This is a genomic window from Williamsia soli (genome assembly GCF_017377795.1).
GTDB lineage: Bacteria > Actinomycetota > Actinomycetes > Mycobacteriales > Mycobacteriaceae > Williamsia > Williamsia soli.
This window is the reverse complement of record NZ_JAFRDR010000001.1, coordinates 154,992-167,259: the sequence shown is the minus strand read 5'-3', so window position 1 is coordinate 167,259 and position 12,268 is coordinate 154,992. Positions and strand designations below refer to the sequence as shown.

General features: G+C 66.0%; 13 protein-coding genes. 8 read left to right on the top strand and 5 right to left on the bottom strand.

Annotated features, from left to right (window positions below; genetic code table 11):
• The first annotated feature begins 86 nt into the window (after nt 1-86).
• Both J3S28_RS00785 and J3S28_RS28670 read left to right on the top strand, forming a co-directional pair.
• Nucleotides 87-236: a hypothetical protein gene (locus tag J3S28_RS00785; RefSeq protein ID WP_170135210.1), complete on the top strand. Its 150-nt coding sequence runs from the start codon at nt 87-89 to the stop codon at nt 234-236.
• Between the two features lie 6 nt (nt 237-242).
• On the top strand, nt 243-1,019 hold the full coding sequence (locus tag J3S28_RS28670) for a glycoside hydrolase family 16 protein (protein WP_207835931.1): 777 nt from the start codon (nt 243-245) through the stop codon (nt 1,017-1,019).
• On the opposite strand, the gene J3S28_RS00775 is transcribed toward J3S28_RS28670, so the two are convergent.
• Together J3S28_RS00775 and J3S28_RS00770 are read right to left on the bottom strand one after the other, a co-directional pair.
• On the bottom strand, nt 1,010-1,972 hold the full coding sequence (locus J3S28_RS00775; protein WP_207835928.1) for an SLAC1 family transporter: 963 nt from the start codon (nt 1,970-1,972) through the stop codon (nt 1,010-1,012). The genes J3S28_RS28670 and J3S28_RS00775 overlap by 10 nt on opposite strands.
• Nucleotides 1,969-3,000 carry a nitronate monooxygenase gene (locus tag J3S28_RS00770; RefSeq protein ID WP_237340904.1) on the bottom strand — a complete coding sequence of 344 codons (1,032 nt, stop codon included), beginning with the start codon at nt 2,998-3,000 and terminating at the stop codon, nt 1,969-1,971. Before J3S28_RS00770 ends, J3S28_RS00775 begins: the two co-directional genes overlap by 4 nt.
• A gap of 43 nt (nt 3,001-3,043) precedes the next feature.
• Between J3S28_RS00770 and rnhA the strand changes: the two genes are divergently transcribed.
• Together rnhA and J3S28_RS00760 are read left to right on the top strand one after the other, a co-directional pair.
• A complete protein-coding gene (gene rnhA, locus J3S28_RS00765) occupies nt 3,044-3,508 on the top strand; it encodes a ribonuclease HI (protein WP_207835926.1) in 465 nt (154 codons plus the stop codon).
• Complete coding sequence (locus J3S28_RS00760) at nt 3,505-4,446, top strand: D-isomer specific 2-hydroxyacid dehydrogenase family protein (RefSeq protein WP_207835918.1); 942 nt, start codon at nt 3,505-3,507, stop codon at nt 4,444-4,446. The genes rnhA and J3S28_RS00760 overlap by 4 nt, the downstream gene beginning before the upstream one ends.
• Before the next feature lie 4 nt (nt 4,447-4,450).
• On the opposite strand, the gene J3S28_RS00755 is transcribed toward J3S28_RS00760, so the two are convergent.
• Nucleotides 4,451-6,187, bottom strand: coding sequence for a cation:proton antiporter (locus J3S28_RS00755; RefSeq protein WP_207835915.1), 1,737 nt, complete (start codon nt 6,185-6,187; stop codon nt 4,451-4,453).
• Nucleotides 6,188-6,375: 188 nt separating this feature from the next.
• Here J3S28_RS00755 and J3S28_RS00750 point away from each other — a divergent pair, with 188 nt between their 5' ends.
• On the top strand, nt 6,376-7,491 hold the full coding sequence (locus J3S28_RS00750) for a PQQ-dependent sugar dehydrogenase (RefSeq protein ID WP_207835904.1): 1,116 nt from the start codon (nt 6,376-6,378) through the stop codon (nt 7,489-7,491).
• A gap of 76 nt (nt 7,492-7,567) precedes the next feature.
• Here the strand turns inward: J3S28_RS00750 and J3S28_RS00745 are convergent, their stop codons facing one another.
• Both J3S28_RS00745 and J3S28_RS00740 read right to left on the bottom strand, forming a co-directional pair.
• Nucleotides 7,568-8,320 (bottom strand): isocitrate lyase/PEP mutase family protein, encoded by a 753-nt coding sequence (locus J3S28_RS00745; RefSeq protein WP_207835895.1) that lies wholly within the window; start codon nt 8,318-8,320, stop codon nt 7,568-7,570.
• A gap of 75 nt (nt 8,321-8,395) precedes the next feature.
• Nucleotides 8,396-9,334, bottom strand: a complete 939-nt coding sequence (locus J3S28_RS00740; RefSeq protein WP_207835893.1) for an AraC family transcriptional regulator — start codon at nt 9,332-9,334, stop codon at nt 8,396-8,398.
• 222 nt (nt 9,335-9,556) lie between these two features.
• Here J3S28_RS00740 and J3S28_RS00735 point away from each other — a divergent pair, with 222 nt between their 5' ends.
• The 3 genes from J3S28_RS00735 to J3S28_RS00725 all read left to right on the top strand — a co-directional run bounded on the left by J3S28_RS00735 (nt 9,557) and on the right by J3S28_RS00725 (nt 12,256).
• On the top strand, nt 9,557-10,768 hold the full coding sequence (locus J3S28_RS00735; protein WP_207835890.1) for a cytochrome P450: 1,212 nt from the start codon (nt 9,557-9,559) through the stop codon (nt 10,766-10,768).
• A gap of 1 nt (nt 10,769) precedes the next feature.
• Nucleotides 10,770-11,792 (top strand): 2Fe-2S iron-sulfur cluster-binding protein, encoded by a 1,023-nt coding sequence (locus J3S28_RS00730; protein WP_207835888.1) that lies wholly within the window; start codon nt 10,770-10,772, stop codon nt 11,790-11,792.
• A 65-nt stretch (nt 11,793-11,857) separates the two neighbouring features.
• Nucleotides 11,858-12,256 (top strand): VOC family protein, encoded by a 399-nt coding sequence (locus tag J3S28_RS00725; RefSeq protein ID WP_207835885.1) that lies wholly within the window; start codon nt 11,858-11,860, stop codon nt 12,254-12,256.
• Nucleotides 12,257-12,268 lie beyond the last annotated feature (12 nt).

Here is a 12,268-nt window from a genome sequence, read left to right as displayed (position 1 = left end):
CGCCGGTCTGAGGTGCCGAACCACGCGTGTACCGGCACCCGGTAGACGTACGGTGGAGTGAGAAGCACCCACACCTGCGAGGACTGATGACTTTTCCTTTCGAAGACGCGGAACCGATCGGCGAAACCGAGGAACTCCGTAAGCAGCTCGCCGTATACGAGGCCGGCGAGCACGGACACGAGATCAATCGCGGTCATGCACTCGGTGGGACCGAGGGTTCCACCGACGGGCAGTAGTCGTCGGTGGGCGCTCAGTCTTCCGGCCGCACCCTGGTGTTCGCCGAAGAGTTCGACGGCCCCGAACTCGACCTGGACGTCTGGCTTCCGCACTATCTGCCTGCCTGGAGTTCCCGGGCGGCAACCGCAGCGACGTGGTCTCTCTCCGACTCATGCCTGCACCTGAGCATCCCTCGCGACCAAGGACTGTGGCTGGCCGACGAGCACGACCCACTCCGCGTCTCGGCCGTCCAGTCCGGCAACGGTTCCGGACCGGTGGGCAGCACACTTGGCCAGCAGCCACCACACGTCGGCGCCGTTGTACGCGAAGAGCAACCCGCGTTGGCCGGCTGGACTCCGTCAGGCGGATACCTCGAGACCCGGATGCGCGCCACCATCTCGCCACGATCGATGTTCGCGTGGTGGATGGTCGGCCTCGAAGACGTCCCGTCCCGCAGCGGCGAGATCTGCGTGGCCGAGATCTTCGGTGACTCCATCACATCTCAACCATCAGCAGCAGTGGGGACGGGTGTGCATCCATTCCGCGATCCCGCTCTGGTCGACGACTTCGTGGCGCTGCCCACGCCCATCGACGTCACCGAGTTCCATACCTACGCGGTCGACTGGACTCCCGACTCCGTCAGTTTCTACGTCGACGACGAGTTCGTTCGGCGCTGCCCCGATCCACCGACGTACCCGATGCAGATGATGCTCGCCGTGTTCGACTTCCCAGACCGCAGCGACGGGCACGACGACCATCTCGTGCCGGAGTTGATCATCGACCACGTGCGCGGCTACGCCTGACGACTCGGCCGTAGCAGTGCCAACGACCGTAGTGCGATACCGCCCACGATCAGCGTCGCCACCGCGAAGAGCAGCCAGATCCAAGCGATCTCGCCCGGCGGATGCGTCAGCGCCAACCAGTGGATCCCATATGTCGCGGCCGCAGCAGCCGTGAAGGTGAAGGACCAGAAGCTAAGGGAGAAGCGCACTCTGCGGTATCGCGGCAAGAGCATCAGCTGACTACCGATGAGCAGTACCGCAATACCCAGCAGTGCGATCTGGATCCGGTCGTCGGAGCTGTCCGGTGCCGTGATCGCAAACCAGGCGTTGCCCCCGACCACGGGTGGGGCCGCGAAGATCGCCATCGTGGGCACCAGCGCATCCGGTAGCGGCGCAAAGAAGGCGTGCCGTGCCACCAGCGCGGCGCCGACGAGGAACCAGGCCAAGACCGCTGCACCGAACACTCCGACAGCGGTGTTCGGTGCACCGATGGTCGCCAAGGACTGTGCGCCGACGAAGCCGGCCGCGACGATCGGCAGGAGGTGACCCGAGTGCAGGTCTTCTATCGAACCCATCCCGAGCAGCACGTTGTGGATGAAGCCGAGCGCCAACACCACCGCGACGACGAAGCCGGCGATCACCACACCGCGTCCAACCGATGGAGATTCCGCAAACAGCCGGTCCCCTAACAACATTGCGGTTGCCGGCGCCAGCGCGACGAATGGTCCGGTGATCGGGTGCCGGAAGTGCTCCACGTAGTGGACCGGGTTGCCCGCTCGAGCGCAGAAGCGGAGGACGTTGATCACGAAGACAACAGCGGTGACGATCCACAGCGCGTCGGCCGCACCGACGGGCAGTCCGGTGTGTGCAGCGGTGATCGTCCACGTACCGGACAGCCCCGCGAGCCCGAATCCGACCCCGAAGATGCCGGGAGACAACCCCTTCGGCTGAGACAACGCCACCGTCTCGCTCATCGCCGGACGCGGCTGCTCAGCGATTCGACGATGGCGGCGGCGGCATCCGGTCGGGCATTGGTGAAGCCGGTACCGGCCCAATGGTTTGTCGCGTGGGCATCGCCCGCCCTCACTGCGGCGCGGCGCAACGGACCGGTGAGATAGTGGATCTGCGGGTACGCCAGGGGCGCCGTCTGATCGTGGTTCTCCATGAACCGGTTCTTGAGGCCTCGGGCATAGCGCCCCGAGAAGGCTTTTGTGACAGCGGTTTCGGTGAACTGCCCATCGTGGAGCGCTGCTCGCGACACCGGATTCGTGCCGGCCTCGTCGCTGAGCAGCAGCGCCGTTCCCACCTGTGCTGCCACCGCCCCGAGACCCACCACCTGCTCGACCTCTTCGGGGGTGCCGATACCGCCTGCCGCGATCACCACATCAGCGCGTTCGAGAACCGCCGCGAGGAGGACCTCGAGTGAGTCTGTCGCCGGTTGCGCCAGTGGATCGAACGTGCCGCGGTGCCCTCCGGCGCCCGGCCCCTGCGCGACGAACGCATCGACCCCACGGGCCTTCGCGATCTCGGTTTCGGCTTCCGTGGTGACCGTTGCCACGGTCGTGATTCCCGCGGCCCGCAGCCGGGCGATGTCGCCGGCACTCGCGCAGCCGAAGGTGAAGGAGACGACCTCGGGTTTGAGGTCCAGGAGCACCTCGACTTTCGCCGGGTAGTCGTCGTCGGTGTAGCGGGGCTCGCCGAGTTCGATCTCGAACTGCGAGGCCAGTTCCGCGAGCTCCGCGGCGTACGCCGCGATCTTCTCCGGTATTCCGGTGTCGAACTGCGGCACAAACAAATTGACCCCGAGTGGACCGCTGGTCAGGTTCCGCGCGGTGTCGATATCCGCGGCGAGTTTCTCTGCTCCCAGCAAGGCGCCCGCCAGAAAGCCGAGTCCGCCGGCACCACTGACCGCAGCGGCCAGCGCCGGAGTGCTGGGACCGCCTGCCATCGGTGCACCGACGATCGGGGCGTCGAGCCCGCGTAGGTCGAACATGGTCACCATCCGCCTCCTCCACTTGTCTTGAGGCGACGGTAGCCTTCTCGCCATGGCGGACGACAACGATGTGACCATTCCGGTCGAGATCTCGACGGACGGCGCATGCCTCGGCAATCCCGGTCCCGGCGGTTGGGGTGCCGTCCTGCGATACAAGAACCACGAAAAACGGATCTCCGGACCGGAACCGGCCACCACCAACAACCGGATGGAACTCACCGCCGCCATCAAGGGACTCGAGGCCGTCACCAAGCGATCGACGGTGATCCTCTACACCGACAGCACCTACGTCCGGAACGGCATCACGAAGTGGGCTGCGGGCTGGCAGGCCAACGGTTGGCAGACGAAGGACAAGAAGCCCGTCAAGAACAGTGAGCTGTGGCGTGAACTCATCGCCCAGTGCGAGCGGCACGACGTCGAGTGGCGCTGGGTCAAGGGCCACGCGGGCGACCACTACAACGAGATCGCCGACGAGCTGGCGACCTCTGCGGCCCGGACGTTGAAGGAGCCCGTATGACCGCCGCCGAACCGACATCCGGCGGGCTCATAACCGTCGCCCTGCTTCCCGACACCGACCCGTACATCTCCGAGGCGATCCTGACTGCGGGAGGCGAGTTGACCGGGCTCGACGACGCCCGGGTACTTGTCTGGACGGGTGACGTGGCCGGTTTCCCCGAACCGCTCCCCGATCACATCGAGTGGGTGCAGCTGCGCCTGGCCGGGATCGAGTCGTTTCTGAACGCCGGGTTGCTCGACGAGAAGCGGATCTGGACCAACGCGTCGGGCTTCTACGCCGAGAACGTCGCCGAACACGCCCTCGCCCTGCTGCTGACGGGCCTTCGGCAGATCAATACCGCAGTGCGTACGCGCTGGGACAAGGACGCCGTCGACGCGTCGGTGCGTTCACTGCACGGGTCGACGGTCGCCATCGTCGGCGCAGGCGGTATCGCCCGGTCTCTGATCCCGCGGCTTGCCGCGTGCGGCGCCGCGGTGATCGCCGTGAACCGTTCCGGGCGAGACGTCGAGGGCGCGATGGAGACCTTGCCGTTCGATCGGCTCGACGAGGTGTGGCCGCGGTGCGACCACGTCGTCCTGGCGGCGCCCTCGACCGATGAGACCCGGCACATGATCAACGCGGAGTCGCTGGCCGCCATGCGCTCGCACGCGTGGTTGATCAACGTCGCCCGCGGACCACTCGTCGATGAAGATGCCCTGCATCAGGCACTGGTCGACGGCGCGATCGCGGGCGCCGCGCTCGACGTCACCGATCCCGAACCACCCGCCGCCGACAATCCGCTGTGGGATCTGCCGAACGTGATCATCACCCCGCATGTGGCGAATCCCTCGTCGGGTCTCAAACGGACGCTGGCACCGTGGGTAGGCGAGAACCTGCGACGCTTCGCGGCCGGCGGTGACGACATGCTCGCCAGGGTGGACCCGAACGCCAGCTACTGACTGCTCACTCCGACTCGTCGTCGCTGAGCTGTTGCAGCCGGGCCTCCTCGAGGTCGAGCAGGTTCTGGGCATGGGTCAGGGCCTGGGAGCTGTAGACACCCAGCTTCCGGGCTTTGAGTAGTGCCTTTCGTTCTGCTGCCAGCACCAGCAGGCGTAGCGCGAAGTATCGTTCCCGACCCTGTTTGTTGGCCTCGGTGTCTTCGGCGTCCGCGGCATCGCGACTCGATCTCACGCGACCGACGATGCTGTCCGCGCGCACCAGCTCGATGACCACTTCCGGAACCGAGCCACCTGCCTGCTCGAGTACGTCGGGATCATCGATCGCCGCGGTCGCGGCTTCTTGCAACTCATCGACGAGCTGGGCGTACTCGTCGCGCAGCCGCTCTGGATCGTCCGGGGCCACCTTCGCCATCCGGATCACGCTCGGGAGCGTGAACCCTTGCAGCAGCAGGGTCGTCGCCGCGACGACGAACGCGATCAGGATCAGCTGGGGTCGGTGCGGGGTGTCCTGGGGCAGGGTCTGCGCGGCGGCGACCGTGATCGCACCTCGCATCCCGGCCCACCCGAGCACCACCCCACCGCGCCAACCGAGCGTCTCGTTGAGGTGGAACGCCAGATCAGCCGAGACTCGGGCCACTCGTGTCTCCATGTACTCGAGCCGCCGTGCAGTGAACCGTTCGTCGGGCTCTCGGGCGTCGAGACGAGCCTGGATCTCGTCGAGCCGCGACACCGCGTCCGATGCGCGCCGGGTGTCGCGGCGGAGCAACCCGACCATCGGGCCGACGAAGGCGATCCGCAAGGCGATCACGATGGCCGAAGCGACCAGGCCGATCGCCACCGCGGTCCAGGTGCTGAACTCGCTCTCCTGCACCTGCTCGACGGCCTTCTTCAGTTCCATCCCCATGAACAGGAACACCGCGCCTTCGAGCAAGAACGCGAGGGTGCGCCAGTTGGTCGTCTCCGCGAGCCGATCCTGCGCCCTCAGATACCGCGATCCCAGGTGCCCGGTGATCAGGCCCGCAACCACCACCGCGAGCACTCCCGAGGCACCGACCTCCTCCGCGGGTATGTATGCGATAAACGGCACCACGAGCGAGATGGCCGTCGTGAGCACCGAATCATTGAGCAGACCACGGATCCGCACGTTCACGTAGCCGACGATCGCACCGACGACCACGGCTGCCAGCACCGCGAAGACGAAGTCACCTGCGACGCCCCACAGGGTGACCGTGCCGCCCAGGGCTGCGACCGCCGAGCGGAGCAACACCAGAGCGGACGCGTCATTCACCAGCCCCTCGCCCTCGAGCACGGCGACCACCCGTGAGGGCAAGCCGAGCTTCTTGCCGACCGAGGTCGCCGCCACGGCGTCGGTGGGGCTGATCACCGCACCCAAGGCCAGGGCCGCCGGCCAGCCGATATCGGGGATCAGCGCGTGGAAGAACCAGCCGGTTCCGAGGGTCGTGACCACGACGAGCACCACCGCGAGCGCGCTGATCGGTTTGAAGTTGCGGCGGAAGTCCTGGGCGGGCATGTTGACCGCGGCCGAATAGAGCAGCGGGGGCAGCACTCCGGCGAGAATCAGCTCCGGCTCGACCTCGAGGTCCGGGACTCCGGGCACGAAGCTGAGTCCGACGCCGACGATGACCAGGAGCAGAGGGGCGGCGACACCGAGTCGTCCGGCGAAGACGGCCACTGCGACGATCGCGATGATCGCGACCACTCCGACGAGCGTCAGCTCCACGCGATCGTCTCCACCACTGGCGCCTCTCCTCTACTGCCGTGACCGTCCACTGTCGCCCCCATCGTCCTGCATCGAAACCACCGGTGAGATGTGAACCCACCGTGAATTCGCTATGAGATGTGCCCACTGCGCTTCGCGTACCGTTTTCGGTAACGGTCGGAAACGGACATCACACACCGAAGGTGGTCATGCGAACCAGAACCGGACTGATCATGTCGATAGCCGGAGCGACGCTGATAGCCGGGTGTGGCGGCGATTCCGGAAGCGGAACGGTGACAACGTCGGGGACCCCGTATCCGCCGGGTTACTCGTCGTCTTCTGCCCCACCGGCGGCACAGCGCGACGCGGTTCCGGAAGACCTCGTCACCGGACTGGACGCACCCTGGTCGATCGCCTTCGCCGATGGCGCCCCGCTCATCAGCGAACGCGACTCGGGCGACATCCTCGAGGTGACTGGCAACTCGACCCGGGTCGTCGGGACCGTCACAGACGTTGCCCCGGCCGGCGAGGGCGGCCTTCTCGGGCTGGGGGTCCAGAACAGGGATCTCTACGTCTACTTCACGAGCGCAGTTGGTGACAATCGGGTCGTGCGCTACCCATTGACCGGGTCTGCAGGCACGCTCGGCCTCGGCGCACCTGAGGAAGTGATCGCGGGCATCCCCGGTGGACGCACGCACAACGGTGGACGCATCGCGTTCGGACCCGACGGCATGCTCTACATCACCACCGGCGACGCCCAGGACCGGCCGAGTGCGCAAGATCTGGGCAGTCTTTCCGGAAAGATCCTGCGGATCAACCCCGATGGTTCGGTTCCGGCGGACAACCCTTTTCCTGGCAGTCCCGTGTGGTCGCTGGGCCACCGCAACGTGCAGGGTCTGGCCTGGGCCGCGGACGGCACGATGTTCTCGTCCGAGTACGGGCAGGACACCTGGGACGAACTCAACGTCATCACCCGCGGCGGCAACTACGGATGGCCGGCGGTCGAGGGGATGAACGGCGACGTCCGCGGCGACAACGTCTTCGTCGATCCCGTCCAGCAGTGGAGTCCCGACGACGCCAGCCCGAGTGGGATGACGATCGCCGGGGACACCCTCTATATCGCAAACCTCAAGGGCGAACGCCTACGCGCAGTCCCGGTCAGCGATCCCGCCGCCGGCGACGACCTCTACGCAGGTGATTTCGGCCGCCTCCGCGATGTCGCGGTCGCGCCCGACGGGTCGCTGTGGTTCCTCACCAACAACACCGACGGGCGCGGCGACCCGAAAGACGGCGACGACAGGATCAAGCGGGTCGAGCTCGGCTGACCCACACACCGAAAATGTGCCCCTTTGGCGAACAAAACCCCAGGTGGGGTCCGCCGAAAGGGCACATCATCGGGGATTACTTCCAGGCAGCGAGGACGTCGTTCGCGCGCTCGGCCAGCACCAGCTGAAACAGCGGGCCGAAGCTGACCCGGGCGATCCCGAGAGCCGCGAGCGCGGACTTCTCGTTGCTCACCGGGTGCCCGATGGCGTTGACCGGCAGCGGCAGCTCGCTGGTGAGCCGCTTGTGGACCTCGTCGGTGTGGAAGCCGACCGGGTAGAGCACATCGGCCCCGGCCGCGGCAGCCAGCTTCAGCCGCTCGATGGCTCGCTCGACCCGGTCGGACTCGTCACCGACCTGCTTGACGAACAGGTCGGTGCGGGCGTTGATGACCACATGCACGTCGGTGGCATCCGACGCTGCGCGCAGGGCACCCACGAAGTCGGCGTGCTCCTGGGCCTCGCGCAACCGGCCACCTTCGCTGTGGACGGTGTCCTCGATGTTGAGGCCAACAGCGCCCGCGGTGATCAGGCCCTCGATGAGGCGCTTGGGATCTTCGCCGTACCCCGCTTCGATGTCGACCGAGATCGGGACGTCAACGGCGTCGGTGATCTGCTTGATGCGGGTGGTGAGCTCGTCGAAGGTGATGCCTTCGTTGTCGGGCTTGCCGATCGAGTCGGACACCGGATGACTGCCCACGGTCAGTGCGGTGAAACCCGCAGAGACGGCGAGGTTCGCCGACCATGCGTCCCACACCGTCGGCAGGATCACCGGGTTACCTGGCTGGTGGAGTTCGAGCAGCGTCTTTGCCTTGCTTGAGAGATCAGTCATGTCTCCCACAACTACGCCGGATGCCCCAGACATTCCATGGTTTGGAACATCGGCCGGTGAATTCTTGTGTTCGACTCAGGGACGGGATATGCGCGAGGGTGGTTCCCCGAACCGCCGACGATAGGCCGCAGCGAACCGGCTCGGGCTCGAAAAGCCCCATCGCGCAGAAACTTCCGACACAGTTGTCGCACCACCTCGCATGGTGAGGTCGGCGTGGGCCCGACTGAGCCGGATGTCTCGCAGCGTTGCGGTCGGGCTGGCCCCCACGTGTTCGGCGAACCCTTCTTGCAGCCGCCGCACGCTCGACCCACCGAGCTCGGCCATGTCGGCCAGCGTCCACTCCCTGGCCGGATCGTCATGGAGCGCGTCGAGGACTCTCTTGACCATGCGCGGCCGGAGCCCGGTGCCAGGTGTGTCAGGGGAGATCGCCACGATGAACGCCGTCGTCACAGCGCTGGCCAACTGCGGTCCCACCAGAGGATTCGACAACAGGTCGGCGGGTTCGCGCAGCTGCGCAGTGAGCGCACGGACAAGCGCGAACCAGCTGCGTTCGTCTGGTCCGGTCAGATCCAGCTGATCCGGGAGCACCAATCGGGACCGCAGCGCTGTGGCCTGCACCCGATCGGCTTCACGCTCGAGGTAGTCGGCCTCGAACTTCACCCCGACCACCTGACAGTCCGAAGACCACCTCGTGATGGTCGACGGCCGCCCGGCGGTGAAAACGGTCGCCTGCCCCGGCTCGGACACCGTGCTCACCGACCCTGACCGCGAGTCGAGGTGACCGGTGAGGGGGATGTTGATCTCGTATGCCCCGGGGTAGTCACAGGCGATCGAGACATCGGTTCCCCAGTTCAGCCGTCCGATCGTCACCGGCCCGAGGTCGACGGTCCGCAAGTTCAGTGCCAACAGGTCGGGCGAGGACAACGCCGCCAGTTCATGGGGGAAGTACACCTGTTCGACCGCCAGGTGCGCGGCTTCCCAATCACTGATGTGGGTGTTGCTCGGTGGGGACATCTGGGCTCTCGGTTCCGTTCATGCGTACCGGGGCTGCGGCTGCATCTCCGATTGAACCCGCGATTCACGGGGCGTGCCAGCAGTTGTGCGATGGAGATCACAATCGTCGCGCAATCCGTACCGACCTCGCGTATCGGGTGTCGCCGCGACGGCCACCCCGGCCCTACTGTCTCGTCACACCAGTTCCAACGAGCACCCTCCACATCAGCCAAGGAGACAGCGATGACCAGCACTTTGTCCTGGATAGACGACATCACCATGACCGAACTCGAGCGCAATCCTTACCCGGTCTACGAGCGGTTGCGCAGCGAGGCGCCGTTGGCCTATCTGCCCGTCCTCGGGTCGTATGTGGCCACCACCGCGGAGATCTGCCGGTCGATAGCGACCAGCCCAGACTTCGAAGCCGTCATCACCAAAGCCGGTGGACGCACTTTCGGTCATCCCGCGGTCATCGGGGTGAATGGCCCGATCCACGACGATCTCCGGTCGATGGTGGATCCGGCCCTGCAGCCACAGGAGGTGGACCGCTGGATCGACGACCTCGTCCGACCCATCGCTCGGCGGTACCTCGCCGAGATCGAGGAGAACGGCCGTGCAGAGCTGGTGGCGGACTATTGCGAGCCGGTCAGCGTCCGCGCTCTCGGTGACCTCCTCGGGCTCCAGACGGTCAGCTCCGACAAACTCCGCGAGTGGTTCCACAAGCTCTCGAACTCGTTCACCAACGCCGGTGTCGACGAGGACGGCGAGTTCACCAATCCAGAGGGGTTCGCTGAAGCGGACGACGCCAAGCGCGAGATCCGGTCCATCGTCGACCCACTGATAGACCACTGGATCGACAGCCCCGACGACAGCGCCATCTCTCACTGGCTCCACGACGGGATGCCGGCCGGCCAGACCCGCGACCGCGACTACATCTACCCGACGCTCTACGTCTACCTCCTCGGCGCGATGCAAGAACCAGGGCATGCCATGGCATCGACGCTGGTCGGTTTGTTCACCAGGCCGGATCAACTCGAGCAGGTGGTCGACGAGCCAGGACTCATCCCACGGGCCATCGCCGAGGGAATGCGTTGGACCTCACCGATCTGGTCGGCAACCGCTCGCATCAGCACGCGTGATGTCGAGGTGGCCGGCGTCGACCTCCCGGAAGGTTCGGTGGTCTTGATGTCTTACGGATCCGCCAATCACGACGCCACCATCTACGACGCACCGTCGGACTACGACCTCACCCGCCCGCCGTTGCCGCACTTGGCATTCGGAGCAGGCAACCACGCCTGTGCCGGCATCTACTTCGCGAATCACGTGTGCCGGATCGGCCTGGAGGAGCTCTTCGAGTCCATCCCCAATCTCGAACGAGACACCGACAGTGCCGTCGAGTTCTGGGGCTGGGGTTTTCGCGGCCCGACGTCGCTGCACACCACCTGGGAGGTGTGAGATGTCGGAACGGACATTCCGGATCGACTCGGGCGGCACCTCTGTCGAGTGCGGCCCGGACCAGAAGATGCTCGACGCCTTCCTGCGAGGTGGGGTGTGGATTCCGAACTCGTGCAACCAGGGCACGTGCGGAACCTGCAAGGTGCGGATCAGCACCGGTACGGTCGACACACCACCGCCGCTCGACACCGTGCTCTCGAGCACCGAGCAGGAACAGGGATTCGTCCTCTCGTGCCAGTCGGTACCGACCTCGAACGTGGAGATCGATTCTGTGACGGTCGATTCGAGCGCACGCCACCATGTGCTCCGCGACATCTCCGGAACTGTCGGTTCGATCCGTCAAGTCGCCGACGACACCCTCACGGTCTCCGTTCTGCTCGATGAGCCCCTCGAGTTCACCGCAGGCCAGTACGTCGAGTTGTCGATTCCGGGTACCGGCACCACCCGTCCGTACTCCATGGCGAACCCGCCCGGACAGGACGACGAGCTGGAGTTCCACATCCGTCGACAGCCTGGCGGTGCGGCCACCGACGGCTGGATCTTCGACGGCATGACCGTGGGCGACCCGGTGGCGATGACCGGGCCGTGGGGCGACTTCTGCTTCACCCCGGACGATCGGGATCTGGGATTGATCCTCCTGGCCGGCGGCACCGGACTGGCACCACTGAAATCCATCGCCACCGCGGCCCTGGAACTCGATCCCGAGCGCGAGATACACGTCTATCACGGCGTCCGGTTCGAGTCGGACCTCTACGACGTCGAGCACTGGCAGACCCTCGCTGCCAACCATCCGGGTGTGAACTACACACCCTGCCTCAGTCGCGGTCAGTGGTCCGGCCGCACCGGCTATGTCGGCGACGCCGTCATTGCCGACCTTCCCTCGTGCAAGAGCTTCTCGGCGTACCTGTGCGGCCCACCGGCGATGGTCGAAGCAGGCGTCAAAGCGCTCAAACGCCGGCGGATGTCACCACGTCGCATTCACCGGGAGAAGTACACCCCCGCAATTCAGCTGAGCCCTGTCTGACGAGAGGTCGCCGCGGCGGGAGTCGGGCGACCGGCGATGTCGGTACCTCGGCCTATCGTCACCGCATGACCGATGCCGCCACACCATCCGCGCCCGTCTCGACGATGACGATCGGTGCCGTCAATTTCGCGGCGGCCGACCCGGCGGCACTCGCCGCGTTCTGGATCTCTGTTCTCGGTGGCGAGGTGGCGGGCGGCGACGGCCATGACTTCGTGTATGTCTCGGCGGCACCGGGTGGGGTTCCGCTGTTCTTCCACCAGAGCAACGACATGTCGTCCGGTCCGGGCCGGATCCACCTCGACCTGAGTACCGAAACCGGCCGCCGGGAGGAACAGGTCGAACGGGTCCAGGCGCTGGGTGCCGTCCGCAAGTGGGACGTCCTCGACGAGGTCCCGTGGGTGGAGTGGACGACGATGGCCGATCCCGAAGGCAACCTGTTCTGTGTCAGCTGCCCCCGCACCTGACACCATGAACCA